This window comes from Lewinella cohaerens DSM 23179, assembly GCF_000379805.1.
GTDB classification, from domain to species: domain Bacteria; phylum Bacteroidota; class Bacteroidia; order Chitinophagales; family Saprospiraceae; genus Lewinella; species Lewinella cohaerens.
On the sequence record NZ_KB903598.1, the window covers coordinates 195,875 to 221,818 of the forward strand.

Annotated in this window: 27 protein-coding genes and 1 pseudogene; 19 read left to right on the plus strand and 9 right to left on the minus strand. The window is 43.6% G+C overall.

All coding sequences use genetic code 11. From position 1 onward, the window contains the following. The first annotated feature begins 10 nt into the window (after nucleotides 1-10). Nucleotides 11-2,335: a BamA/TamA family outer membrane protein gene (locus A3EU_RS0126410; RefSeq protein WP_044086975.1), complete on the plus strand. Its 2,325-nt coding sequence runs from the start codon at nucleotides 11-13 to the stop codon at nucleotides 2,333-2,335. A 102-nt stretch (nucleotides 2,336-2,437) separates the two neighbouring features. Here A3EU_RS0126410 and A3EU_RS31980 read toward each other — a convergent pair whose 3' ends face one another. After that, nucleotides 2,438-2,776: a hypothetical protein gene (locus tag A3EU_RS31980; RefSeq protein WP_020539198.1), complete on the minus strand. Its 339-nt coding sequence runs from the start codon at nucleotides 2,774-2,776 to the stop codon at nucleotides 2,438-2,440. A gap of 211 nt (nucleotides 2,777-2,987) precedes the next feature. Here A3EU_RS31980 and A3EU_RS33340 point away from each other — a divergent pair, with 211 nt between their 5' ends. After that, nucleotides 2,988-6,155: a sigma 54-interacting transcriptional regulator gene (locus A3EU_RS33340; RefSeq protein WP_156825914.1), complete on the plus strand. Its 3,168-nt coding sequence runs from the start codon at nucleotides 2,988-2,990 to the stop codon at nucleotides 6,153-6,155. Between the two features lie 99 nt (nucleotides 6,156-6,254). On the opposite strand, the gene A3EU_RS0126425 is transcribed toward A3EU_RS33340, so the two are convergent. Next, nucleotides 6,255-6,686 (minus strand): sll1863 family stress response protein, encoded by a 432-nt coding sequence (locus tag A3EU_RS0126425; protein WP_020539200.1) that lies wholly within the window; start codon nucleotides 6,684-6,686, stop codon nucleotides 6,255-6,257. 58 nt (nucleotides 6,687-6,744) lie between these two features. Further along, nucleotides 6,745-6,942 (minus strand): CsbD family protein, encoded by a 198-nt coding sequence (locus A3EU_RS0126430; RefSeq protein WP_020539201.1) that lies wholly within the window; start codon nucleotides 6,940-6,942, stop codon nucleotides 6,745-6,747. A 181-nt stretch (nucleotides 6,943-7,123) separates the two neighbouring features. On the opposite strand from A3EU_RS0126430, the gene A3EU_RS0126435 reads away from it, so the two are divergent. The 3 genes from A3EU_RS0126435 (at nucleotide 7,124) to A3EU_RS0126445 (ending at nucleotide 8,550) form a co-directional block, all read left to right on the plus strand. Further along, complete coding sequence (locus A3EU_RS0126435) at nucleotides 7,124-7,525, plus strand: hypothetical protein (protein WP_020539202.1); 402 nt, start codon at nucleotides 7,124-7,126, stop codon at nucleotides 7,523-7,525. A gap of 123 nt (nucleotides 7,526-7,648) precedes the next feature. Continuing rightward, nucleotides 7,649-8,095: a hypothetical protein gene (locus A3EU_RS0126440; RefSeq protein ID WP_020539203.1), complete on the plus strand. Its 447-nt coding sequence runs from the start codon at nucleotides 7,649-7,651 to the stop codon at nucleotides 8,093-8,095. 134 nt (nucleotides 8,096-8,229) lie between these two features. Next, nucleotides 8,230-8,550, plus strand: coding sequence for a thioredoxin family protein (locus A3EU_RS0126445; protein WP_169433402.1), 321 nt, complete (start codon nucleotides 8,230-8,232; stop codon nucleotides 8,548-8,550). Here the strand turns inward: A3EU_RS0126445 and A3EU_RS0126450 are convergent. Together A3EU_RS0126450 and A3EU_RS0126455 are read right to left on the minus strand one after the other, a co-directional pair. Beyond that, the gene (locus A3EU_RS0126450; protein ID WP_020539205.1) at nucleotides 8,510-9,409 is read right to left on the minus strand and encodes a YihY/virulence factor BrkB family protein; all 900 of its coding nucleotides are present in this window, start codon (nucleotides 9,407-9,409) and stop codon (nucleotides 8,510-8,512) included. The genes A3EU_RS0126445 and A3EU_RS0126450 overlap by 41 nt on opposite strands. 9 nt (nucleotides 9,410-9,418) lie before the next feature. Next, the gene (locus tag A3EU_RS0126455) at nucleotides 9,419-10,069 is read right to left on the minus strand and encodes a hypothetical protein (protein ID WP_020539206.1); all 651 of its coding nucleotides are present in this window, start codon (nucleotides 10,067-10,069) and stop codon (nucleotides 9,419-9,421) included. Nucleotides 10,070-10,315: 246 nt separating this feature from the next. On the opposite strand from A3EU_RS0126455, the gene A3EU_RS0126460 reads away from it, so the two are divergent. Then, a complete protein-coding gene (locus A3EU_RS0126460; RefSeq protein ID WP_020539207.1) occupies nucleotides 10,316-11,587 on the plus strand; it encodes a DUF2254 domain-containing protein in 1,272 nt (423 codons plus the stop codon). A 281-nt stretch (nucleotides 11,588-11,868) separates the two neighbouring features. On the opposite strand, the gene A3EU_RS33735 is transcribed toward A3EU_RS0126460, so the two are convergent. Next, on the minus strand, nucleotides 11,869-12,033 hold the full coding sequence (locus A3EU_RS33735; RefSeq protein WP_020539208.1) for a DUF1328 family protein: 165 nt from the start codon (nucleotides 12,031-12,033) through the stop codon (nucleotides 11,869-11,871). Nucleotides 12,034-12,195: 162 nt separating this feature from the next. Between A3EU_RS33735 and A3EU_RS0126470 the strand changes: the two genes are divergently transcribed. Further along, a complete protein-coding gene (locus A3EU_RS0126470) occupies nucleotides 12,196-12,897 on the plus strand; it encodes a hypothetical protein (protein WP_020539209.1) in 702 nt (233 codons plus the stop codon). Nucleotides 12,898-13,071: 174 nt separating this feature from the next. Here A3EU_RS0126470 and A3EU_RS0126475 read toward each other — a convergent pair whose 3' ends face one another. Beyond that, nucleotides 13,072-13,578 (minus strand): RNA polymerase sigma factor, encoded by a 507-nt coding sequence (locus A3EU_RS0126475; RefSeq protein WP_020539210.1) that lies wholly within the window; start codon nucleotides 13,576-13,578, stop codon nucleotides 13,072-13,074. A gap of 328 nt (nucleotides 13,579-13,906) precedes the next feature. On the opposite strand from A3EU_RS0126475, the gene A3EU_RS0126480 reads away from it, so the two are divergent. Then, nucleotides 13,907-14,977, plus strand: a complete 1,071-nt coding sequence (locus A3EU_RS0126480; RefSeq protein ID WP_020539211.1) for a hypothetical protein — start codon at nucleotides 13,907-13,909, stop codon at nucleotides 14,975-14,977. 109 nt (nucleotides 14,978-15,086) lie between these two features. On the opposite strand, the gene A3EU_RS0126485 is transcribed toward A3EU_RS0126480, so the two are convergent. Continuing rightward, nucleotides 15,087-15,554, minus strand: coding sequence for a hypothetical protein (locus tag A3EU_RS0126485; RefSeq protein WP_020539212.1), 468 nt, complete (start codon nucleotides 15,552-15,554; stop codon nucleotides 15,087-15,089). A 174-nt stretch (nucleotides 15,555-15,728) separates the two neighbouring features. Here A3EU_RS0126485 and tsaE point away from each other — a divergent pair, with 174 nt between their 5' ends. The 10 genes and pseudogenes from tsaE to A3EU_RS0126535 all read left to right on the plus strand — a co-directional run bounded on the left by tsaE (nucleotide 15,729) and on the right by A3EU_RS0126535 (nucleotide 23,835). Continuing rightward, nucleotides 15,729-16,190, plus strand: a complete 462-nt coding sequence (gene tsaE, locus A3EU_RS0126495) for a tRNA (adenosine(37)-N6)-threonylcarbamoyltransferase complex ATPase subunit type 1 TsaE (RefSeq protein ID WP_020539214.1) — start codon at nucleotides 15,729-15,731, stop codon at nucleotides 16,188-16,190. A 3-nt stretch (nucleotides 16,191-16,193) separates the two neighbouring features. Further along, nucleotides 16,194-16,865, plus strand: a complete 672-nt coding sequence (locus tag A3EU_RS0126500) for a hypothetical protein (protein ID WP_020539215.1) — start codon at nucleotides 16,194-16,196, stop codon at nucleotides 16,863-16,865. Then, a complete protein-coding gene (locus A3EU_RS0126505; protein WP_020539216.1) occupies nucleotides 16,858-17,472 on the plus strand; it encodes an L-threonylcarbamoyladenylate synthase in 615 nt (204 codons plus the stop codon). Before A3EU_RS0126500 ends, A3EU_RS0126505 begins: the two co-directional genes overlap by 8 nt. Before the next feature lie 8 nt (nucleotides 17,473-17,480). Next, entirely contained in the window at nucleotides 17,481-18,476 is a 996-nt protein-coding gene (tsaD, locus tag A3EU_RS0126510; protein WP_020539217.1) for a tRNA (adenosine(37)-N6)-threonylcarbamoyltransferase complex transferase subunit TsaD, read from the plus strand. Between the two features lie 738 nt (nucleotides 18,477-19,214). Further along, nucleotides 19,215-20,198: a hypothetical protein gene (locus tag A3EU_RS0126515; protein ID WP_020539218.1), complete on the plus strand. Its 984-nt coding sequence runs from the start codon at nucleotides 19,215-19,217 to the stop codon at nucleotides 20,196-20,198. 214 nt (nucleotides 20,199-20,412) lie between these two features. Beyond that, on the plus strand, nucleotides 20,413-20,790 hold the full coding sequence (locus tag A3EU_RS0126520; protein ID WP_020539219.1) for a hypothetical protein: 378 nt from the start codon (nucleotides 20,413-20,415) through the stop codon (nucleotides 20,788-20,790). A gap of 115 nt (nucleotides 20,791-20,905) precedes the next feature. After that, nucleotides 20,906-22,354 carry a GWxTD domain-containing protein gene (locus A3EU_RS0126525; protein WP_020539220.1) on the plus strand — a complete coding sequence of 483 codons (1,449 nt, stop codon included), beginning with the start codon at nucleotides 20,906-20,908 and terminating at the stop codon, nucleotides 22,352-22,354. A 21-nt stretch (nucleotides 22,355-22,375) separates the two neighbouring features. Then, nucleotides 22,376-22,564, plus strand: a pseudogene (locus tag A3EU_RS35140) (RHS repeat-associated core domain-containing protein); the annotation flags it as partial. Between the two features lie 15 nt (nucleotides 22,565-22,579). Next, the gene (locus A3EU_RS0126530) at nucleotides 22,580-23,230 is read left to right on the plus strand and encodes a hypothetical protein (protein ID WP_044087000.1); all 651 of its coding nucleotides are present in this window, start codon (nucleotides 22,580-22,582) and stop codon (nucleotides 23,228-23,230) included. A gap of 8 nt (nucleotides 23,231-23,238) precedes the next feature. Further along, nucleotides 23,239-23,835 carry a hypothetical protein gene (locus tag A3EU_RS0126535; protein WP_026211604.1) on the plus strand — a complete coding sequence of 199 codons (597 nt, stop codon included), beginning with the start codon at nucleotides 23,239-23,241 and terminating at the stop codon, nucleotides 23,833-23,835. Between the two features lie 230 nt (nucleotides 23,836-24,065). Here A3EU_RS0126535 and A3EU_RS34675 read toward each other — a convergent pair whose 3' ends face one another. Continuing rightward, the gene (locus tag A3EU_RS34675) at nucleotides 24,066-24,329 is read right to left on the minus strand and encodes a phosphopantetheine-binding protein (RefSeq protein WP_169433403.1); all 264 of its coding nucleotides are present in this window, start codon (nucleotides 24,327-24,329) and stop codon (nucleotides 24,066-24,068) included. Between the two features lie 281 nt (nucleotides 24,330-24,610). Here A3EU_RS34675 and A3EU_RS0126545 point away from each other — a divergent pair, with 281 nt between their 5' ends. Next, entirely contained in the window at nucleotides 24,611-25,936 is a 1,326-nt protein-coding gene (locus A3EU_RS0126545) for a vanadium-dependent haloperoxidase (RefSeq protein WP_020539224.1), read from the plus strand. Nucleotides 25,937-25,944: the final 8 nt, after the last annotated feature.

A 25,944-nucleotide genomic window follows, 5' to 3' on the forward strand; every position in this document is an offset into this window, starting at 1 on the left:
TGAAAAATTTATGCAAAGAACGCTACGATACATTTTATCTCTTTTTTTACTCCTGGCCTTACTCAGTAACTGTCAGGTGAAGCGTTATTTGCCCGCCAATGAATATCTCCTCAAAGGGGCGAGCCTGGATTTGGTCGCAGTCGATAGTGTAAACACGGCTAAATTGCGTGAGCAAGCTATGGAGAGCATCTCACAGCGGACCAGCCCTCGTTGGCGCGTGTGGTGGTATTATCGAAAAAATGCCCCTTTACGGTGGTTAGGTAAAGGGATCGGAAGGGAACCCGCTTTTTATCAGGATCGCCAAAGTCAGCAGATGCTGGAGATCTTGCAAAACCGTGCAACAAACGAGGGGCACTTTTATAGTTTAGCATCGTATACCACGGATACTATTGAGCAACAAAAAGCGATTCAGGTAAAATATCAATTGAAGGTAGGAGAGGCTTATCGTATTGACACCATCAGGTACGCCATTCGCGATGGTTCTGTTGCCAAGGTTGTCGATAGCCTTAGTAATAAAAGCCTTTTGGTAGAAGGAGGGCGTTACACGTTGAGGCAACTGAAATTGGAACAACAGCGGCTTGAAAATGGATTAAGGGAGCAAGGGTTTTACTATTTTTCTGCTCAGGATTTAGATTTCCTCGGGGATACGATTGGCAATGAGCATGGCGTAAAGTTGCTTTTGAAATTAAAAGATGGCCTGGCCCCTCGCCATCTGGTTCCACAGCGTTTGTATCGAATAAAAATTTTCAGTAATTACAATCGTCGTGATCAAGAACTGGGCCTGAGTGACACAACATGGTATGAGGGTTTACAGATTATTTGCAAAGATTGTCCACTGCGCCCCGAAATAATGGCTGAAGCGGTAGCACAGCGGCCGGGAGTGTTATATAACCCTCAAGCGCATGAACAAACGATTGAACGCCTGGCCAACCTCAATACTTTTCAGTATATCAGTCTTAATTATGAACCCGTCAACGGACAAGATAGTCTATTGGATTTGGTGATTAACCTGTCGCCCCAGTTGCCTCGGTCTATTTCGGGGGAGGTCGGTGCAGCCTATAATAGCGGCCGGTATTTTGGTCCTGAGTTTGGCTTCAATTACACGAATAGAAATCTTCGGCAAGGAGCAGAGTTGTTTACCCTGGAAGGTGATGTGACTTATAACTTTTTCCTGGGGCCAGTCAACGAAAGCAGAATACCACGCTCCGGTATTTTTAGCCTCCAGGCAGGCGTGGAAATTCCCCGGTTTTGGTTACCACAGCGGGAAAGAATTTTGCCCACTTTTCTACAAAGCAGTACGAGTATCCAGCTGGGCTTTAAAATGGAAAGTATCCGGTTGCAGCTGAATCGTTTTGCCACAGAAATCGAAGACAATGATTTTCAGCAGCTGGGGATGTTGCTGGCTGATGATGCGAATGCTACTTCCGGCGTGCGGCTCTGGCAGGTGAGTGGAGAGTACGCCTACAGTTGGCGGCGGAAACCTATTATTTCAAGCGTTTTCACTGTCTTACGACTTCGCTATCAAAATCCTGAGGTTGCTACCGAGGAGTTGTTGAGTTTGAGCCGTTCACTGGGTTTTACCCAAGGTTTGAGTGGCTTGGGGCGCTTGGATCGCATGTTTCTTTGGGGACCAGCCTACGGCTGGACCTACGATTCTCGCCTACGCAGGAAGACTACCAAGCCAAGCCCTCATAACTTCTTTGCCAGCTTGGAGTTAGGGCTGGTTTTCAACAGAATATTACCCGTAGGAAGCAATGAACGATCATTGGCCGCGGAGAATAGCAATTACTTGCAACCGGAGGCGGATGTACGCTATTACTTCGAGGTTAACAGGTCTATAACCCTGGCCGCTCGCGCCCACATGGGCGTTGCAGCACCTTTGGGTGGCCGGGCGATAGTACCTTATTTTGACTTGTATACGGTGGGGGGACCTAATAGTCTCAGAGGGTTTATCCCTCGTGGTTTAGGCCCTGGTGTCACGGTGCCTTTAGATAATAATTTACTGGGGCAAAATGGCTACGGGAATGTCTTGTTTGAGAGTAGCCTGGAGGCCCGCTACCAGCTGGGGCAAATGTTTCAAATCGTAGCTTTTGCCGATGCGGGCAATGTATGGTTGTATAAAACAGAAGAAGAGCCCACTACTGCAGATTTTAGTGTGGATCGGTTTGCGCAGGAGCTGGCCGTTGATGCCGGAGCAGGTGTACGTGTAGATTTATCTTTTTTGTTGATCAGGATCGATGTGGCCAAGCCTGTTTCAATTCCTTATGAAGGCAATACAGGAACCTCACCTAATCGAAAGCCACGGTTTGTGCTGGCGTTTGGGCAGGCGTTTTGAGGCAGTTTGCTGCTTTTTGACCCTGGCGGGCAAGGGGGACCTCGTCGTATAATTGCGTAATCGCACTGGTAAGATCAGTTCTCGTTCTATAGTGTAAAAGCACTAAGCCACTTTCTGATTCTGGTTCTGATGAGATACTTTTACCTTTATCTTATCAATAAAAGAAACAAGCTCCATGTTGGCATCTGTTGAATAGCTCATAATAACGGTTCCCTTTTCGTCTGTATTAGTTTCAATAGCGAAGATGACGGAACTATCGGCGGGGTTAGTCATGCCTTCAAAGCGGTGATATTCGACAATTAGTAAATCTTTTGCCTGATAAACATGATTGTTTTGTATACTTAGCAAACGATTGTCGTCGAATTTGAATTCACTATCAAAACCTCTTTTACTGAGTTCTTGCGTAGCTTCAACCAGATTGTCGTAGTAATTAAGGTTCATATCTATTGGTTTTTATATTTTAAACCAATTTTAATGTTTAGATGTTCGGTTTTGGTTTTATGGTATGCGCTGCTCTCTTTTTTGTTGGGGGAATAGGAGTGGGGAATGGATGAATGAGTAGATTATCGTATTACTACAAAAAAAAGTACTTTTACTTGTTATACTATCGTTTGGATGTAAATTTACCCCGACAAAATGATGCCATTTGATTTTGGAGACACCATTAATACCACCACAGGCGGAGTTTGTTAAGGATTTCCCCCATCCCATTCTTCTAGTTGCAAATAGCGGCTTGGTTCATTGTGTCAATGAAGAAGCTGCACATCTATTGCAGTTTACCGAGCAGGAATTGCTTGGCCGGTCTTGGGCAGGTATCGATGCTCACCTGACGCTCATTGCCTGGAAGGCAGCCTGGAAACAACTACAACAAGAAGGTTTTCTACGTTATACTACAGACCTGGCAATGAGTGGTGCACTTCTTAGGCCAGTAGAGGTGACGATAGTGTCTATTGACAAGAAATTGGCTTTTGCTTTCATTGATGATCAAATAGCGCATACCGGCAAAAAAGCACAGCTCTCCTCTCTTAGTTTACAAACAAATACGGGTTATTGGCGCTACGACGCTTTACGTAAGCAATGGCACTTGTCTTCCCTTGTGATGTCCTTTTTTAAGTGGGAAACTACTGAAGAAGAGACTATCGTGGCCAATGAAGTTTTTGAAGAAAAGATGGCAGCTTGTCTGGTGCCCAAAAGTTGGACTAAACTTAAAGATAAATTTGAGCAGGCTTTACGAGAGGGCGCCCCTTTTGAAGAAGAGGTCTTGTTGCAAGAAGACTTTGAATATCCAAGGTTATCAGTAAGCGGTGCCAGCTTAACCAATGCACTACATACGGTGCAAGTAGTCGGTACTTTGTCTCTGCCCTTTTCTAAGCGGCAAGAACTGGATGGTAGTAAACTGGCACAGTTTAGCCTGGATCATGCTCGGGATATGATTTATTGGCTCCGTGAGGATGGCCAAGTTGTTTATGCGAATCAATCCTTCTTGAATCGGATGGGATATACCCAATCAGATTTATCTAAATTGAAGGTAGGTGATTTTGTTGTGGGCAATACAAAGGAAGCTTACCAAGCGTTTTGGGATAGCCAGCGAAGTGAAAAGTTTGCTAGTGGTGAATTTAAAATAACCTCAAGAAAAGGCAACGAGATCATTGCGAGTTTTAGTACCAACTTTGTCCGGCACGATAAGCAGGAATTGCTATGTGTTTATTTACGTGATATAACCCTTAATAAAGAGCGAAATAAGCTTTTGGAGCTGACCCAGTTTAGCACTGATAATGCGCCAGATTTGATTTTTTGGACATGTCCTGACGGTTCTTTTCGGTATGTGAATAACATAGCTGCTCAAAAGCTGGGATATAAATCTGAGGACTTTCAGGGAATGGGGGTGAAGGCCATTGCCCCTTATTTTGATGAGGAGGCTCGGTTGATGTTTTGGGAGCGGTTGAGAAAGGAAAAAAGTTTCCACGCAGATTTTATGCTTACCGGCAAAAACGGAGAACTGATTGATACTTCGGTGATTGTGAATTATTTGTCTTTTGGTGGGGAGGAAATTGCCTGTAGTTTTTGCCGTGACATAACAATGGCCAAAGCGCGCCGCCGGCGTCGTGACCTGTTGGAATTTACGCTGGATAGTACACGTGATATGATTTTATGGTCGCGCCCGAATGGGATCGTCCAGTATTCTAATGAACGGTTTCTTAAAAAGACAGGTTATTCAGAAGAAGAAGTGAATGGCAAAAGCATCAAGCATTTATTTACCCAGGAATCGTTTCAGCAAGGGGATGTTTGGGAAGAATTGCGAGAATGTGGTGAAATTCGAAAAGAAGTTGTTTTGCTAAGCAAAAAAGGCCAGGAAATGGTACTTGAGGCCAACTTCAATTATATTAACTATAACGGGGAAGAATATAAGTGTATCTACTTTCGGGATTTAAATAAAAAGAAAAAGCGTGATTTAGCGCTGAAGCTTTCTTATGCCGCCCTGGAAGCAGGAGAAGAAGTGGTTGTTTGGTTAAAGGAATCTGGTGAAGTACAGTATCTGAATCGGGCAATGGTCAATTATATTGGCGGCCAAAAAGAAGATTGGGAAGGCCAACAATTGCACCGGGTTTTTCCTCAGTTAAAGCTAAACAAAGTAGTACCGGGAACTTCTATTGAATACAGTATGCCATCACAGCAAGGGCATACGGTGTATTTAGAGCTTACTTTTAGTGAGATCCACCAGGAAGGAAATCGTTTTCTGGTAATTATCGGAAGGAACTTTACAGAGCGTTATTTACGACGAAAAGAAATTGAAAAAGCCCAAAGTCGTATTGAAGAGTTGAGCGCTCGTCTGCAAGAAGAAAATGTGATGCTACGGGAAGAGGTGAGTGCTGATTACAGGGTAGATAATATTGTGACGGTTAGCCCCAAGTATCAAAAAGTGCTACGGCAGGTCAGCCAGGTTGCTGATGCTGATACGACCGTGCTAATTTTAGGAGAAACCGGTACAGGGAAAGAATTATTAGCGCGCGCTGTGCACGAACTAAGCGAGCGTGAGGACTATCCTCTGATAAAGGTCAATTGTGCTGCCCTGCCAGAGAATTTGATCGAAAGTGAATTGTTTGGCCATGAACCAGGAGCTTTTACAGGTGCACAAGCACGAAAAAAAGGCCGCTTCGAATTAGCTAATAAAGGGACTATATTTCTCGATGAGGTAGGAGAGCTGCCACTGGCTTTACAGGCTAAGCTCTTGAGAGTCTTGCAAGAAGGAGAGTTCGAGAGGGTAGGGGGGACAGAGACGACCAAAGTGGATGTGCGCCTGATAGCAGCAACGAATCGCTCACTGGAGGCCATGGTGAAAGAAGGGCGTTTTCGTGCTGACTTGTACTACCGACTCAATGTTTTTCCAATCGTAAATATTCCTTTACGAGAACACCCAGAGGACATTCCTGTGTTGGCGGAGCATTTTGTTCGCCGTTTTGCTCAGCGCTTGGGTAAAAAGATTGCCAAAATAAATGCAGCAGATTTAGAACGTTTAAACAGCTACCACTTCCCAGGTAATGTGCGAGAGTTAGAGAATATCATTGAACGAGCAGTCGTACTTTGCAATGAAGAAACGTTGAGAATTCCGCTGGACAAACATCAGGATCATGACCTGTTGGAAACCAGTTTTCCTACATTCGAAGAAATGCAACGGAACTATATTATTGAAGCGCTCAAGCGGACAGATGGCCGAATCACCGGCCCGGAAGGAGCGGGCCGACTGCTAGGGCTAAACGACCGTACGCTCATGTCTAAGATGCGGAAGTTTGGTATCAAAAAAAGAGAATACATTATTTGATGAAAGTGGGGGCTTGTATTTTTCGGCAATAGTAGAAGGGAGGCAGGTCGTATTGACCTGCCTCCCTTGTATCGTGCGTAATCATAAAAACAGCAACGATTACTCAATAACCTCAGCCATCTGTTGGTTGATTTGATCAAGCGTTTTACGGGTGTCTGACTTGAATTCTTGCCAGCCGTCCGAAATAGAGTCCCCGATTTTATTCATTCGGTTGTCGATCTCCTGTCCCCATGATTCTAGCCGTTCAACTTCTTCTGACATGTCCGCTTTGGCTTCTGCTGAAGCGTTCCCCATGTTGTTTTTCAGCTTTTCAATACGCTCGTTAATATCATCGCGTGCTTCTTTCAGATCTGCTTTTAGCTCTTGGCTGTCGGTGCGGAATGCATCAGCGATTTCTTCGCCGGCATCATCCATATCGTCAGCGGCTTCTTCCATTTTCTCTTCGGCAGTAGTGTTGTTGTCACAACTGGTAAGGGAGCCAAAAGAAATCAATGAGATCATAAGTGTAAATAAGATGGATGTGGTTTTCATTGTAAAGTGGTTTTTTGGTTAAAATTGAAATCAACTGGTTGAATCAGCAGTTTCGGGGTTACTTGCCGATGCTGTCAATAATATCTTTTACTTCGGCTTTCGTTTTACCAAGCTTTTCTTGTAGCCGACCTAAAATTTCGTTTTCCTTACCTTCTTGAAAGGCGAGGTCATCGTCGGTAAGTTGGCCATATTCTTGCTTGAGTTGACCTTTGATTTGATTCCAGTTTCCTTTTACTTGATCACTAAATGCGCTCATAATTAATTGTTTTTGATTTGTCTATGTAACTGAGATAGTGGTGATGATGTTCGGTCGGAAGGGAATAATTGTTTTTGGAAGATGGCAAAATTTGAGTTCACTTAATATAGGTAGGTCTAAGCGAACACCACCCTTTAAATAAGGGTTTCATTAGTATAAAAAGTAAAACAAAACAATAAAAATGATACGACCAACGAGCACTGATTTTACAGAAGACCTGGGAGAGGCTATTGGCTATTTTGAGGTTTTTGCAGAACGGAAGATTCAAATAGCGAAGCTGGATGCAGCCGAAAAAATGGCTAGCATGACCGCTTCTTTGGCTACTGGGTTTATCCTGCTTGCCTTATTGCCCGTCTTTTTGTGTGTACTAAGTGTAGCGGTCGGTTTTTTATTGGTAGAATCATTTGGATTCTCATTTGCAGATAGCTTTTTACTCCTCAGTGGGGTGTACCTATTACTGGGTTTAGGTTTGTTTGTCGGCCGGCAATACTTTTTCACGAACCCTATTGTGGAAAAGGTTGTTGCTGCGCTTTTTAGGAACAGCACGAAAATAAAACACGATTTTGACTTTCATAATAGTTAATCAAGCGGTTCATTTTAAGCGGGTTAACTATTTGAAAGTCTTATAAAAAATCGTGTTTTATTTTATGCGCAATACTTAAGTAGTATTCAGGCCAATTCATTAACCACTCAACCATTTTATAATATGCAATTACATCAAATAGACAGTATCCAAGAGTTAAGGAAAGAAAAGCTTCGTTTGCAAAAGGAAGCAGATGTTGCCCGTGAACTCTTGCACCTCAAAGTTCAAACAGCAATTGATACTGGAAAAAGAGGTTTACTTGGAAGTTGGAAAGCCATTATTCCTATAGCCATCACAGCAGGACTTAAACAATTTTCGAGTGCTAAGCCCAGGGAGGCAACTGCGGGAGAAAATACCTTTTTTGATACCTTTCAGGAGGGGTTCAAGGCTTTTCAGCAACCGGGTAATGGAAAATGGGTTGCATTGTTTCCTATTATCATACGTTTATGGGAGCAATGGCAGGGGGATCAAACGGTAAGTGACGAGCAGCCATCTCCCCCCAAGATGCGAGCGTCTGTAAATGTAGAGCATTCCAACTTGAGAGAAGAGAACTCAGCCTTAACTTACTAGAACAGGCAATAATATGTCAAAAGAGGTTTGGGGGATTTTTACACTGATTTCTTTTTTTGCACCAAACACTTTTAGTCATTATCCAGTTAATGCCAGTAGTAAGTTCTATTTTTTTCGTAAAAGCCCCATTTGTTTTGTCTACAAATACACCAGAAAAAAAAATTATTAGTTCATGGTTTGAAAAGAGTAAACAGCAGTTAGTTATGATCGTTTTCTCTTCATCATGGTCAGGGTCAACACATATTCTCAGAACCTACCTTAGAGCCCTCATAGAGGAATTCCCCCAGATTCATAAGGTATTTGTTGATATTGAGGAGCAAAAAGAACTCGCAACGGAGTTTGGGATAACCAAGATACCAACCACGGTGATCATGAAAGAGGGAGAAGTTTCAGACACGCTCATTGGTACGGTTTCTAAAAAGAAGCTTCGCGCTTTGATCGAAAGTCATCTTTAGTTGTTAAAGAGATTTTTTGATTGTAAACGGCTGTAAATTGTGCACCAAAGTAAAAAATAGCCGAAGCATAGAAAATCCACACCATAATTACCATCACCGATCCTGCCGCTTCGTACATGTTGCCGGTATTGGATAAGCCAATGTAAAAAGTAATAGCGTATTGTCCGATAAAGAAAAGGATAGTCGTAATAATTGCTCCTAATCTCGCCGTAGACCAATCGATTTTACGATCAGGAAGATACCTGAAGATAAAGGCGAAGAACAAACCCGTCAATAACAGGGGAAGTGTCAGGGAAATAAAATACAGAAGCGCAGTCGATAAGTCTGGTATAAATTCAGCAATATGTGCGGTAAAACGCGTTATCAAGGCATTGAGCGTGAGTGTAATGACAAGGATAAAGGCGATGGAGAGGAGCAGTGCTAAACCAATCAGGCGACCTCTTACGTATTGCCACCAGCCCATTTTTTTACTAGCTTCTTCAGCGTGGAAAATAATATTCATGGTGCCTTGGATAGTCACAAAGATGGTAGTAGATGTAAATAATATGCCTCCTAATCCTACCAGGAGTGACCACCCTTCGCGCTCAAATAAGCCAATATTGTTAATGGTGGCAGATAACTGTGCGGCGCTTTGTTGTCCGAAGTAATCACCCAGCTGACTGAAAATCGTCTGCTCAATGGTTGCTTGATCATAAAAGAGCGAAGTAGCCTGCAATAGAACCAGTAAAAATGGCGGCAGGGAAAATATGGTATAATAAGACAATGCTGCCGAGCGTAGCATAAGTGCATTTGCACCAAACTGAAGGAAGGTTTCCTTGAGGCAGGCCCACAAGAAATTGAAAGCAATAGGTGAGATCATCTAGAGGGCTTATTGTTCGTTTGTTTTAAAGAGGTAGTTTTTCAATGCTATTGAAAATTGCTCAGTAGGGGAGAAGGTGCCATCCTCGTTTTGGCGCAGCACTTGTGTGTATTCATCCACAGGCGCTCCCATGAGCGTAAATTGCACTACGCGAGCTTTCTGTAGGATATCCAAGCGAGTATCGCCGTCAAAATCTTGTAGCCAGCTATCCATTTGCCAACACATACTTTCGCTGCAATAGTAATTGGCAAGGTTACGGACAAATACCAATTGATCCTTCTTTTTAGTGAATAACCCAATCATGTTTTGTGTGCCTGGGCCATGGAAACGTAGGAGATAAGCGTCAGTGGCACCATATCGTATTTTATACAGGGCGTAAGTTTTGAAATCACTGGGGAGTTCATCGCGCCAATTGGCAGAAAAAAGCCGGTAGAGGCCTCGTTCTACAGGAGTGCCATAGAAGGTAAAGTCGGGATCGTTTTGAGTTTTGGTTGGCGCGAACAGGTGCAAATTCCCAACGTTAGCAATTTCGAAATTTTTCTCAAAAGCAACCCATGCACTTGCATTATCATTTTGGGCAGCTAAATTAGAAATACTGAATAAGATGGTGAGCGCTAAACAGGATATTGGAAGGGTGTTTTTTATTAAAGACCTAAACATTGTTGTTGTTTGAAATTTTCAAAAAGGTAGTATGTTTACTACTGTAGGAGATTTATTAATGGAACCCTCTTTTTTCTCATTATGTTCGTTTTTTACACGATGAAATTCCCCCACAAGCTTTAAATTTTATACTATATTGCCAATAGGATTTCACTAGACTTGTTCTGCCGGGTATATGAGAAGATAGGGCTTGATTTAGCCCATATATGATCGAAGTAAAACAAGCCTATTAATTTATTTTTTTTAATGAAAAGTATTCTTCGCCAACTGAAGCAGCAAATAAAGGCTGTACCTCGCAAAATTTGGTTTTTACCTCTTTTGCTGGCCTTGTGTTTTCTGCTGCTCAGTTTAGCGATTATTGCACTCCGGTATTCTGAATTGGTGCAGCAAATCGACGAAAAATTAGCCTTTCTGGCCCTAGCATCTGTAGATACCGCTCGTTCAATCATCAGTACCCTTACTGGTGGTTTGATTTCTTTGGTTGTTTTTAGCTTTTCGATGGTTATGGTGGTGCTCAACCAAGCATCTGCTCAGTTTTCTCCAAGACTTTTGCCGGGCTTGATTTCTCAACGGCAACATCAGTTTATTTTAGGATTTTACCTCGGAGCTATCATTTACAACCTCACCGTTTTGGCCAGAATTGGCCCCTCAGATTTAGAGCAATCCGTACCGATTATCTCGGTTTTACTGGCGATTGTTTTTGGTATAATTGGCCTTATTTTATTCATTTCCTTTATCACAACTATTTCTAACTCGGTGCGTATTGACACCATTCTCCACAACCTACACGCGAGTACACAGCATAAGCTCCAGAAGGATGCGGACAATGATGTGTTGACGAACCAGGCCCTACCCGACGACCTGGAAGACTGGATACCGCTTAATAGTGCGTCTTCTGGCTACCTTTTGCAAATTGAGACGATGGAGCTTCTTGCCTTGTGTGAAAAACACGAGTTGAAAGTGAATGTTTTGCCTTATGCGGGCATGTTTGTTCTCCGTGGGCAGGAGGTTTTACGGGTATCGAAACCGGTAGAGGAAGATTTGGCGGATGACCTACTCGGCTGTTTACTCATTAAAGTGCAGGAGGATTTGCAATCGGATCGCCTGCATGGGCTAAAACAAGTAGTGGAAATTGCGGTTAAGGCTATGAGCCCTGGTATTAATGACCCTGCTACAGCAATTAGTGGCATTGATTCTTTGACGAGTTTGCTGGATACTTTCTTGTATAATCGGCCGCGAAACTGTGCGGTTGATGGAAACGGTGGTGCGCTGGTTTGGTTGACAGCCCGCCCGTTGCAGGAGATTCTGTTTAGTCTTTTTAGCCCATTAAGAACCTATTGTGCTGGTGATGTAGTAGTGACGAGAAAAATCATCTATTCGTTGCGACAATTGCAAGCGATCAAGACGCTTTCCTCTACAGAGCGATTATTGTTTCGGCAGGAGGTGCAAAAAATCAAGAAAGACTTTTTAGAACGATCATTTAACGAAGCTGACCAACGGCTGATTAATCGTCTTTAAGACACTGGCAGACAAGCTCTAAGTGTTCGTTTGGTAAAAAAAAATGAGTCATCCCGAATTTTGATTGTCATCAAAATCCGTGCTGACCAACCCAAAAACCTATAGTTAGAAAAGAAACCCCTTGATTTCATGAATAGAAATCAAGGGGTTTCGTACAAATAGTCAGATAAATCACTCTTTTCAGCTATTTAATGACTAGTTCTTAGTTATAGTCAGCTTGGGTTTTGGCCTAAGCCAAAATTCGAGATGACCCATGTTTACGATAGGTGGCTAGTGGAATTTTATATCTTTTTCACTGCGCCTGACAATAAGGAAACGACTAGTAATACCAGAAATATCCAGAAGATGACTTTGGCAATTGCAGCAGCTCCGGCGGCGATACCGCCAAATCCGAAAACACCAGCAATAATTGCAACAATAAAAAATATCAGGGCGTAGCGTAGCATAGGTTTTAATTTTAATTAGTAATTGAATGTATACTGCTGTAACTATCAATTTGGGGCGGATGTTCGATATTGATTTGACTTTTTTTAAAAAAATTATATTAACGAACTCTAGCAGAGAATACGCTGTTGGATAAGTGAATTAAATTTAAAAGAAAAGTAATTATGAGAAAGGTGTTTTTATCCTTGTTTAGTATGGCTATATTATCAATTTCTGCGCTTGCGCAGTCCCAAGCCATTAATAAAGTGTCATTTGAAGATGTTGAAATAGCAGCATACCAAATTAATATAAATATTGCTCCTGACAGAGTGATTGATCTTTGGGATGAGTTTTGGGATGACCGCTATAATGTAGATGTTGATCGAGAGGACCGCAACCGAGAGAGAGAGATTTACTTAGCTAAGAAGATTCAAGTAGAGTCAATTAGCAGTAAATCATTGGATGTGTACTCCAAGCTTACAACTACAGCTAAGGATAACACAACTGTAAGTTTAGGTTTTGGTGTTGGTTATGATGTTTATGCGAGCAAAGATCAATTTAGTGATACGTTTGCTGCCGCAGAGCGTATCCTTAATGAGTTTGAAACTTATAGCTACCAAAAGTTCTATAGCCAGCAGGTCGAAGAATGGCAAAAACAACTTGAGGATGCAAAAGAAGAAAAAGTAGAGGTAGAAGAGGAAATCGCCAAGAGGGAAGATAAAATTGAAGGCTGGCAAAAGGATATTGAGGATTTGGAAAGAGATATTGAAAAAGCCAGAAAAGAGATGGAAGCTGATCGAGATAACCTGCCAGAAAAAATAAAACGCATGAATGCGTTAGAGGAAAAATTACGTACTGCAGAACAACTGCTCACCAGGTGGCAATAGTAGTGTATCGTCAAGTCATAAAAAAAGCCGCAGCTGTTGGCTGCGGCTTGTCTTCAAATGGTTTGAAGTATAAACGGGATTAAAGTAGTGTCTACTAAGAGCCTTTTGGAGATTTAGATTTGGAGCGAACGTCGCTGAAGACTAAATCTCTAACAGGCTCTAAAAGTTGTAATCTTAAGAAGCCATCCGATTAATGGCGCTTTTTAATTTTTTGCGTGCTGTAAAAATTCGGCTTTTCACTGTACCTATAGGAAGGTCAAGGTGTTCAGCGATCTCTTGGTATTCGTAGCCACGGTAATGCATCAGAAAAGGAACAGCGTACAAATCGCCAATCTTGTCAATCTTACGGTGAATTTCCTCTACTCGTAAGTTGATTTCGGCAGCGTAACTTGGAATTGTTTTACTCTCCAACCCGTAAGCCAAATCTTCTACAGGTTCGCTTACTGTACGTTGGCGCTTTTCTTTGCGGTAATTATTAATAAAGGTATTACGCATAATAGTAGCGATCCAACCTTTAAAATTAGTACCCGCTTGGAATTTTTCGCGGTAACGAAAAGCTCTTAGTGAAGTGTCCTGCACTAAGTCTTTTGCTTTGTCCTTATTGTGGGTAAGACGTAAGGCAAAATTAAATAAGAAAAGTTCGAGGTTATTAAGCTGATTTGAAAAATCGGTCGTAGACATAAATGTTTTTTTGATTACACTTCTTATAGTTCAATAGCTGTGCCAAGGTTGTAATTTGTTGATCTTTAGTTGTTTATGATTTTATTGAGTCGCCTTTTTTGATTATATTTAATCATTTTATTTTATATCGTACCGTTTTTGAAGGGTGCTGGGTTAAGGTGTAGTCGTGGTTTTGCTTTCTATTAGCCTTGGTTGTTAAAAATAAAGCATATCGTAATCTCTCTTAGAGATTATTTTTAAAATAATAAAATTAATAGAGGAATCAACGAACATCAAACCGGATTGGCTCGTTGCAAAAGCGTATTTAGAATTTAAATTAAAAGAAATTATGATTAACCGATTTATGCTTCCCTTGCTCTTTATTATAAGTATGACAACTAGTGCATTCGCACAGACAGGGAGCGACATGATGACCAGTACTACCGACACGAAACAAGAGATGACTACCGATAACGTAAGCGTTGCTGATTATGAGCGCATGCTTGATGCTTACCTGCGTGTAAGTTTCCGTGAATACGCTTACGAAGCACTAAACTTAACGTCAGATCAAATTATATCGCTTGATCCATTATATATGGAGTACATGAAAGAACGGAGCGAACTCATGGACAAGCGCACCGAACTCATGGATGAGTATGCGGAAGAAATGAAAGAAGATGATCGACCAGCTGATGAAGCTGAAGAATCGGCAGAATATATAGAAGATTATTGGGAGATCAATATCAACGAACAACGACTACGGAAGGAAACTTTTGATAGAATGGAAGATGCGGTCTCTTACCGTAAAGCCTTCGAGTTTTTCCTTCTGGAAGAAGCGATTTCTAACCGCGTAAATCAAGAAAAAACGATTGAATATATTCCCGTTTTGATTGATTTAGACAGCCCTGAATTTACCTACTACCGGGAAATTGATCGTTACAACACCTGGATGAAGAAAAATGATATTGAGATCGACGGAACAACGTCGTTGGATCATCAATATACTTATGATGGCTTGATGAAGCTTACCCGTACCATTGAAGCCACGATGAACACGGTAGACGGAGAAATTGAAGACTTCGACATGCACATTGCCACCATTAAGGATAAAGCGATGGAAATGACCGATGACAAATATGCCAATACACATGCTGATGCCGCTAAGGTAGCTTTCACCACAGTAGCAACCTTGATGGAGGAAGTAGCCGAGTTGGACGGCGTGGTAGTAGCTGATGAGTATCTGAAATCGTTGCGTACCGCCGCTGAAAAGATTGATCCAAATACCTTATACCTTGACCAATCCAAGCACGCATACAACTTTTTCACCGAGGCACAGTCGACGTTGAATAACTTGTATACAAAGGAAATGATAAACGCCTCTGATATGACGCAAGACATGTCATCATCAGACCGTAAGTAATAATCGGGGTCTACACGAGTAGACATATTTTAGGGTGATTGTCCCGGGAGCGAACGCTCCCGGGCTTTTTTTTTGCAAGAATAACAAAGCAAATCATTCGACCTACTGATTATTTTTTATCGTCAAACGTAGCAATGTCGCGTCTAATTTTATTGACTAAGGTGGCTACGTTTTTTCCAAAATCAGGAGCATCGGTTTCGTTGATTTTGTCAAATTTTCCTTCATATTCCTGTAGTAGTTGTTCGTATTCGCGGAGGGCACCGATTTTTTTTTCGGCCATCGCTGCTACCTCTTCGTTGGAATTATTCAAGTCAGCTTCGAGCTTCGTAATTTTGCTTTGTATATCTGTTGAGAGGCTCTCAACAGCCTCCTTCATCGCTGCAGGCGTTTTATAGGTAGAAACTTCTATACTTTTGGTTTTCTCCTTTAAGGTAGTTTCGGCCTCGGAGGCAGCTTCCTGTTGCTCTTCCATGACAGCCTCGGTTGTTCCTTCCGCGACGCCTTCGGTATTCCCGCAGCTGGTCATTAAGTTGAATGTGAGTAGTATTACTACAGTTGAGAAGAAAAATTTCATCATGACGGGAGTTGTTTTTTTGTAAAAAAAGAAGGGATTCTTTCTGACGAAAGTTCCAAAATCAGTGCAAGAAAGGAAGGTTTCTTGGCTTGTACAAAAAAATCAAATAAACAATTCCTGTATCTTTGCGCACCAAATTCCATCTGGTTTGTTTTCTCAGAATTAAAAAGAGAAAAAATGCAGACAATTACTGTGCAGCGTCCGGAAGAAACGCAGCAATTGGCCGCCGCTTTAGGTAAGCTATTAACGCCTGGAGATGTGGTGATCCTGAACGGCCCATTGGCTGCGGGGAAAACATTTTTCGTAAAAGCACTGGCTCAAGCGCTGGGTTCGGAGGATTATATCTCCAGCCCTACTTATACCATTGCTAATTTTTACCGTATTAATAGTGGTGATTTCCTGCACATGGATGTTTATCGTATCGAGAGCATCGAAGAGTTCAGAGACTTGGCCCTGGAGGAACATTTTGAAGAAGCCATAACCCTTATCGAGTGGGGGCAAAAAGTAGCGGAAGATTTTGAGGAATACCTTCTTATCGATATTGCCTTTGTAGAACAGGAGGATACCTCACGGATATTTACTTTTTCGCCCATTGGTGCCAACTGGCAGCAGCGGCTGTCTTTATTGAAATTAGCTTGATCTATGAGCGCAACGGAAAAAATAAGCCTGAGTATTGAATCTTCAGCACTGCCTTACGGTGTTGTGCTGAGTGCAGGGAGTGAAATTCTGTTTGATTCCACCCAGCATACAGAACTTCAAACGCTAAAAGATGCGCCAGCACTGGCAAAACACGCATTTAAAGCCACTGGCCGTAAAGCCAGTGACCTCAAACGTATTGCCATTAACCAAGGCCCAGGAGGGACGAGTGCCATTCGTGCTGGTGTTGCTTTTGCCAATAGCTTGGCCTACAGCCTTGGTATTCCCATCATTGCAGTAAATACTTTTGAATTACTGGGAGCACCCGCAACTGCCCGTTACAACTGCCCAACCGTGGTAACCGTAAAATCTATCAAGGGCAATGCCTATGTAGGCTTGTACGCCGACGGAGCTGTGCAGCAAACGCTTTATGGCCCAATGGAAGAGACTGTTCGCAAAGCCCTTGGGGAGCATACCACCTGGGCAGTAGCTGGCGCTCACCGCGAGCAACTGATCACCGCTTTCCCTGAACATACCATTTATGATACAGGGTATAAGTTTGGCCTCGCAACCGATATGGTGCCCATGCTTCCCAACCTTGGTAGCAGGGAGCTTAGGTTTCCTCAATTTGTAGTACCTATTACAGAACAATCGTTAATGTTTAAACAAGGTGAATAAAATTCTGAAAGCATCCAGCACAGCTGTCACAGAAGCTATTGCGAGCTTAAAGCAAGGTGGTGTAGTCATGTTGCCCACTGATACCGTTTACGGCTTGGCCGTTCATCCTGGTTTTCCGGAAGCGGTAGATCGCTTGTACGCCATGAAAGATCGCCCACGTAGCATGAACCTGCCGATTATGGTAGCAAATGTTACTGATATGGAAACACTAGGGGTTGATATCAATGCACCAACGCACCGTTTATTGAACTCGGAATACGTTCCTGGCGCACTTACGGTAGCCATTGGTTTTACTGACAAGCCTAAAGTTGACTGGCTGACTGGCCGCGACGAGGTAGCCATCCGCATTCCTGACGATGAGCACCTCTTGGCCATCTTGCGGGCTACCGGCCCTCTGTTGGTGACGAGCGCCAATGCTTCAGGCGAGGATACACCGACGGAGGTAGCGGCTATTTTGGAACAATTGCACCTTGCACCGGATGTAGCCATTGACGGAGGCACCATCCCAACTATTCCTTCTACCTTGGTCAACTGCCGCATGAACCCTCCTGTTATTGAGCGGGAAGGAGTCATTCCTGCTACTGATTTAGCACCTTACTTAAAGTAAAAAGACACATGGCTAAATACGTTCTTGGTATCGAATCTTCTTGTGATGACACTGCCGTAGCGGTAGTGACAGCACAGGGGGAAGTATTGTCTTCTGTGATTGCTTCACAGGCGGAAATTCATTCCCAATACGGAGGGGTATTCCCCGAATTGGCGGGCCGTGCCCACGTACAGTCGATCCTGCCAGCTATTGACAAGGCTTTGCTTGATGCAGGCATCACCCACGAGGATTTGGAAGCTATCGGAGTAACCCGCGGCCCGGGCCTCATAGGTTCGCTCTTGGTGGGCCTCACCTCGGCCTCGGGCTTGGGCTTGGGCTGGGACGTTCCCGTGATTGGCGTTAATCATCTGCGAGGGCATTTGCGTAGTGCAGACCTGGAAGAACAAAGGGTCAAATACCCCGCGATAATTTTATTGGTTTCCGGCGGCCACACCTTTTTGGCGCATATGGAAAGCGCTACAGATATCAAGCTGTTGGGCTCTACGCGTGATGACTCCGTTGGTGAGGCCTATGACAAAGTGAGCCGTATGCTGGGCCTTGGTTATCCCGGTGGCCCCGTAGTTGATCGTGCCGCCAAGCAAGGCCAAGCTACGATCCCTTTTCCGCGCCCAATGCTGCACAAAGGGTTAGAATTTTCTTTTTCTGGCCTGAAGTCGGCAGTATCTCGTCACCTGAATGCCTTAGACGAAGCACCCGTTGTAAATGACGTGGCGGCCTCTTTTGTAGAAGCAGCGATGGAGATTTTACTGACCAAATGCCGGAAAGCGTTGAAGAAGTATCCGGTCAAATCGCTGGTGGTAGTCGGTGGTGTTGCAGCCAGCCCTCAGTTGCGTGAACAAGCAGGTGAGCTTTGTACCAAAATGGGCGTAGAATTATGTTTGCCGCCCCTGCGTTGGTCCACCGACAATGCGGCCATGATTGCGCTGGCGACCTGGGATTACCTGCGTTTGGGGCATCATCCGGCGCCAGTACCTCAGTTGCAGTTGTCGATCAGCGATTTTTAGGCGAGTTAGCCGGGCTATTTCGTATAAATATGTTTATGTTAGAGCTTGTTGGGAAATTTGCGAACTGATTTTCAACGATTTACGGTTCTGTCTAAGAAGTCAAAATCGAGCTTAGCGGGCTAAGTGAGGTTTTTAGTTCGACGGCAGGTTCGAAAATCCTTGAAAATCAGGAAGCACCAACCTATTTCCGTCGAATACTTTAACTATTTCCTTTTCACCAAATTAAATTTCCCAACAAGCTCTAAGTTACACTGATCGCATTGGTACGATCTTGTGCGGGGTGCGGAGTTAGTGCGGTGTGCGACTTTTGGTGCACTAAATACTTCCGACCTCCCATCACTTGCTACTTCCGACTTTGGGTTCGAAGGTGGGGCCATGCCATCTCCCGTCCCGACTTTTCTAGTCGGGACGGGATCGGCACCAGGTCGTTCGCTCTCATGCAATGCTGCGCATTACATACCGCTGCCACCCTTTGTCCTGCTCGTCCCTGCGCTCGTGCTTCGGCCTGTTGGCCTGCGCACCTGATTTTTGCGCCAATCGTACCAGTGCGATTGTACGGTTACCCCCAAGTCCGAAGCACTTCGCACAAAATTCGGGAGTTAGAAACAAGAAAATGGAGCATTCCCCCCGCACCCCGCACCTAAATTAGGTGTCAGATATGTAGACGTACCCCACCATGGCGAAGTTTTTTTGCATCTTAGAAGGGATATTGTTTGTGACGAATTAATAAAAACGCGCATGAAACACCTAATACTCCTCCTTGCAGTAGGCTTTAGTGCCACGTTATTTGGACAAAAAACAGATACCCTTGTTATCGATTTAGAAAACCAGCGACAATGGGTCATTAAGACCTATGATGCTGAGGGTAATGTGCGAACAATTATTTACCAATCAAGTAGATTGCAAGATGATACGACGGTCATTGATGGCCATAGACTCGGAGATATGAGCGCGGAAGACTTGTTTATGCGGGGAGTATTGACTTCGGCAAAAGACCCTCGGAAACTGAGGGTGAAAGATAGTACTTATACCTTTTTTTACAATGGGAAAGTAGACCGTAAAACTTTTTTTCGGGATGGTGCTACCTACGATTATATTTATGACGAGCACTGGAAGCTGCGGTACGTAGAGAAAGTTGATTGGAAGGGTACGACGTATTTATTTCTCCGGGATCAAAGTTTGGTGCTTGCTGATTTGTCCGTTAGCTTGTTAGGAAGGATAGGTGATACGGTTGCTGGGGAGTTTACTTTGAGCAATCAATCTGCCGAGACACTCTTCTTGGAGTTTGGTAGCAATAAGGACGGGGTGGTTTTACCCCCACAACTGGTTTTGCCCGGAGGTGCTAGTGGTAAATTACGGCCCCGTTGGTTGGTGACTAAGGGAGAGGATACAGCCGTTTTGACGGTGAACGTTGCAGGCCACAGTACTTTTGAATTGAGTATCGATTATGATGGATATCACTTGACAGAAACCGACTTTGGAGAAAATACCAAGGCAGACCTTGGTTTGGAATTAGGAGAGGTGCCGAGTTTATTGCTTCGCCTGTCCAGTGCGGAAAAATTATTGAAGATAGTCAATGAAAAAGGAGAGGACGTAGCTGTTTTATCTGTCCCTAAAATACTCAACGTTGTACCTTTAGATCAATTTCCGAGAGGGGAGTATCTGTTGGTACTTGTAGATCTTGGTAGTAAGGAAGAGAAGTATTGCCGGATAAAGTATTGATGTCTTTAGGGACTTAGAGAAAAAATTAAGGCTTGGTCACTTATTTACATATTTCCCACTATTTTTGACCCCGGAATTGCTGTTGGACCTCTAACTCCCTTGGAGACAGGAACAATGAGCAAACTACTTGGGGCAACCCAAGCACAGCGTGATTGGTGAAAGACTACTTCAATGCCAATGACGTTTGGCCACCTTTATACTATTAATTACTACTATGAAATTCCAGATTACTACGCTTTCCTTGTTTTCCATCGCCTTGTTTTTTCTGGCTTCCTGTGGCGATGACAATGCTGTTGCTACCACCGATTTGGCGGGCCACTGGGAAATCCAAAGTGCAACACGCGACGGAGAACCCACGACGACCATGGAAGGGATGTATTTCGACTTTTCGGAAGATGGTCAATTGTTAACCAACATGACTGGTGCAGAAGAAGCCTACGCTTACGAACTAGATGGAGCGGCCATCCTTCAGCGCGGTGGCCCCATTGAAGCCGACTTCCTGATTGAGTCTTTTATAGAAGGGGAGCTTATCCTGACCACTGAACTGCGGCGTAAAAAATTCCGGATGGTGTTGCGCCAGCCCGCGGAGTAGCATTTTACCGAAAGTCCAGCTTAGACTATCAGCTTCCTGACTTTTGGGTATAAAAGTCGGCGAGTGACCTCCGTTTATATGTATCTTCGTAAGATACGTACCAATTCCGACCGTTATGAAAAACCTATTCTTTCTAGCTTTTTTACTGATGCTGAGTGTGCCCCTAAGTGCGCTTGATGCCAGCCTTTCCTTTGCTCGGTTCAATAGCCCACAAGGCACTTATGTAGAAGTGTACCTGCACGTTTCAGGGCAGACTGTTACGACTGTTGAGCAAAGTGACTCGACAGTACAGGGAGCAGTAGATATACTGGTGTTTTTTGAACAAGGAGAGCGTATCATCAAATATGATAAGTTTCGCCTGTTAAGTCCGGTAGGTGCCTATATTGTAGATTTTATTGACCTCAAGCGGTATCCGTTGCCGGAAGGGGATTATAAGCTTCGGGTAGAAGTGACCGATGCCAACCTGCCAGAGGAAACTCGCAGATACAGCGCTGACCTATCCCTGGATTTTCCGGAAGCAGAACTGGCGCAGTCGGACATTCAGCTACTGGCAGCTGTAGAGCCTGCTACAGCCCCTGGTCCGATGGTGAAGAATGACCTGCTGATGGAGCCGCTACCTTTCAACTACTACGGCAGAGGTGCTAACATATTGACCTTTTACCACGAGGTATATAACAGTGATCAAGCCATAGCTCAGCCCTTTGTGGTGAGTTATCGGGTTGATAAAATGGAAAATGGTGTAGCAGAAACGTTGATGCTTGCCCACAAGCGGCAAGACCCCGCCACGGTGAACCCACTTTTACTAAGGATGGATATCAGCGATTTACCTTCCGGAAACTATCAGTTGGTCGTAGATGTACGAAACCGGGAACGTGCTTTGTTGAGTACCCGTTCGATGATGTTTCAGCGCAGCAACCCGATGGTGGATGCCCAGAATTTTGAAGAAGCCATGGCTACGGTGACCATCGAAGAAGAATTTGTGCAAGACCTGACACCGGAGGAATTGGAATATAGCCTGCGCGCTATTTCGCCACTCTTGCCACAAAGTGATGTAGAGCTGGTAGATATCATGCTACGCAACGATAGCCTGCGTGCGCAGCGAATGTATTTGTATGGCTTCTGGCTGCGCGAAAATCGCACCAATCCTGAGCAGATTTACAAAGAATTTATGGAGGTTGCCGCTGCGGTAGATCAGATGTTTCAATCGGGTTTTCGTCATGGTTTCGAAACCGACCGCGGCTATATGTACATCAAGTACGGCCAGCCAAACGACATCTCTCGTAGTGAAAATGAGCCTTCTGCTCCTCCGTACGAAGTGTGGTCGTACAACGAAATTGAGCGCACCAACCAAAACAACGTCCGCTTTATTTTCTATAACCCTTCCCTGGCTGCCGACGATTTCATACTCCTGCATTCCGATGTCATCGGTGAGCGCAACAACCCACAATGGGAGCTCGAACTCTACCGTGATTCCCCCAGCGAACATCCCGGAAACTACATCGACGGCGAAAAAGTCAACGATAACATCGGCCGCCAGGCGCGGAGGCTGTTGTCTGATTATTAGGGGGAGTAGCGGGAGTATATCTATCGGTATAATGGTAAGGAGTTAGATGAGGCTACGGGGCTGTATGATTATGGTGCAAGGTACTATGATCCGGCGGTGGGTAGATGGGGACAGGTTGATCCGTTGGCGGAGAAATACATTGATATTAGTCCGTATACGTATGTGACTAATAATCCACTTAGATTTATTGATCCCGACGGAATGAGAGTGTCACTTTTTGATCGAATGGAAGAAATGGGAGCTTATCATGGAGCTGGGCCAGATGACGAGTCTTTGAAAGAATTTAAAGCAACAATTGCCAACGTAGCTAAATTTAGTACTGAAAAATTACTAGACATTACAAATGTCGTTGCGGATATTTATACATCAAATGGTTTCGAAGGAATATTTACTTTTTCTATTGTTTCGGGATCAGATGCTTACAGCAGGAGTAATTCTGAGCCTGATGAATTTTTCTTAGCTCTTGTTAATGAAAACGAATATGCAAGTTACTACGGCAAAGATCCAGGTCATAGCGTATTGGAAATAGGAGGCCAGGTCTCTGCTTGGAATGGGCGTAGTTTTTCTAGTTACGTAAATGCGGGAATTTTAAAAAGTAAAAATGGATATGGCAGTGATTGGAATTATGCTATTGGTTATACAGTGGCACATGAGCTTCTACATCAGTTATTACAAAAGTCAGATTTAGCTATTAATAATAAAACCCCGTATTATACTTCATTTAAAGGGCATGATGATGGATACCCTAACTTGAATTCTACAGGAAGTCTTAAAATGACCCAGGATGCAATAAAAGAAGGGCGTGAATCATGTAGTGGTTGTCTAATTATCCTGCGGCACAAAATTTTAATTCAGCGGTATCGACTCTCAAAATAATTATGATTATGACTAAGCTATTTTCTTTGATTTTACTCATTGTCGTAACTCAATATTGTTGTATTAAGAATAAGTCTGATTCAGGTGAAAGTCCCCAAAAACTACTTGTTGAGTTGATAACAGACGAAAAAGAACTTAGCTCTTTTGCTCCGTTTTATCACAAGGTTCACGATGGAAAAATATTACTTATTCAAATCAATAACAATCTTCTTGACACCGTAATTATTCCTTATACAAAAGTCTATGGAGTTAAATGGTATAGCCCAGAAACTGTTGGGTATCTTTCTGTATCTCTAAATAAAGATACCATTTTGGGAGAGTCAAGGTTGACGGTTTCAGCAGCAGCAGATAATAGAGATACTTTATTTCCTGGGGAAATTAGCCATTATTTTATTGAAGAATATTATTGGACCGAACAAAATAAAAAGCTAAAATTTGCTCAATTCAGTTTTCCATTCTTTATGAATAAAGGAATTAATGAAAACTTAGAATTTCTCACCAATTTAAATGAACAGAAGGATAGTCTACACATTATCCATCTTGGTAAAATTGAGAAAGGTGAAGAAATAGATATAGGGATCGGACACATGGTGACGCTTTATTAACGCCCCCACTGGCTAGCTATGCGACTTGTCCGCCTCAGCGGATAGACGAATAGCGACCAGTGGGCGCAGTGGCGGCTTTGCCGGCATTGCGTGGTTCGGAGGATAGTCTTTAAATTATTGTAACAAAAAAAGCTCGATCGCTTGGGGAGCGGTCGAGCTTTTTAAGTCTTTAAAAGTAGTGATTGTGCTTATCCGGAGCCTGGTTGAAAACCCCAACAAGCGCTAATTACTTAATTCATCGAAAAATAGCGAGTAGCATCACCTACTGTTTGAATTTTATTCACTTCTTCGGGGGTGAGATACACCTTGAGGTGGTTTTCCAGTGCAGCGATAAGCAGCATCATGTCTACATCATCCAGGTGTAGGTCATCAACAAAGTGAGTGTAAGGGAGCAGTCGCTGGGGAGCTACATTGAGGGTCCAGCTAATAGTATTAACCACTTGGTTAATCTGGGGTCTGGGAGATGCGATCGCCTGGCTTGTCATGGTCATCATAATAGTGTGATTGTTGTGGTAATCCGGGTTACCTACGAAAGTCTGATTAATAGTTGCGAATTTTCGCTCATTGCGATTTAAGAACGGATAAGCATCGCAATTGGTTGCCTGTGCAACTGAAATTAATGTAAAAAAATGCTCAACCATCGTTTTTCATCGATGAATCACTTCTTAGATGATTTTAATAGCCCTACCCCCCTATTACTGCAATAGAATATTATAATACACAGTATCTTAATATCTTTGTACTTCGATGTTATCAACCACGTAGAATCTAGACTATGAAATTGCGGTATTTTGCCTTCCTATTACTTCCACTGGCTACCTTTTTTAGCTGCGAGGAAGTAAACCCTGATTTTCAACAAGAAGCTGCCAATCCGGCCTACTTGCACCGCTCCGTCAAGCAGTTGACGGATGTGATCGTGCATGATATTTTCTCACCACCAGTGGCCAGCCGTATTTATGCTTACTCCAGTCTCGCCGCCTACGAGGTAATGGCTAGTGCCAATGCAGACTACCAGTCGCTAGCTGGCCAGCTGAATGATTTTTCAGGAGTTCCTGCACCTCAGGAAGGTGTTGAGTACTGCTATCCTTTGGCAGCGGTGACGGCTTTCCTGAAAGTTGGGCAGACCCTCATTTTTTCAGAAGATAGTATGCGCGTTTTTCGGGAAAAGCTCATGATGGAATTTGATGAGATCGGTATTCCTGGCGGGGTAAAGGAGCGTTCTCTGGCTTATGGCGATGAAGTTGCTGCGGCGATTATTGCTTATAGTAGTACTGATAACTACAAGCAGACGCGTACTTTTCCCAAGTATTCTATCACCGACAATCCCGCCGAATGGCAACCTACGCCTCCTAGTTACATGGACGGTATTGAGCCTTCCTGGAATAAAATTCGTCCATTCGTGCTAGATTCTTCGGGGCAGTTTACCCCTGCTCCTCCTACGGCCTTTAGCCTTGAGAAAGACAGTAAGTTCTACGAAGAGGTTATGGAAGTCTACACCGTATTGGATGAAGATCGCGAAGAAAAAATGGCTATTGCTGAATTTTGGGACTGTAACCCATTCGTTAGCCACACTACTGGCCACGTGATGTTTGCCACCAAGAAAATTACCCCTGGTGGCCATTGGATGGGAATCGCTATGCAAGCTGCTATCAAGGTAGATGCTGACTTTGCGAAAGCCGCAGCGACTTATTCCCTCACAAGCATCGCTCTTGCAGACGCTTTTATCAGCTGTTGGGATGAAAAGTACCGCTCGCGTTTGTTACGCCCTGAAACATTCATCAACCGTTATATTGATGAAAACTGGTTGCCAGCACTCCAAACGCCACCTTTCCCGGAATATACGAGTGGCCACAGCGTCATCAGTCGTGCTGCTGCGGTAACTTTAACGGAGCTTTACGGCGATAATTTTGCTTTTGTGGATAGTGTGGAGGTAGAATACGGCCTGCCCGTACGGAGTTTCGAAAGTTTCTTGGCCGCCAGCGAAGAGGCAGCAGTGTCACGACTGTATGGTGGCATTCATTATGCACCTGCTTGTTTCAACGGTGTAGACCAAGGCGAAGCTGTTGGTAAGTTTATCAATGCTAAACTGAAGATTAAGTAAGATTAATA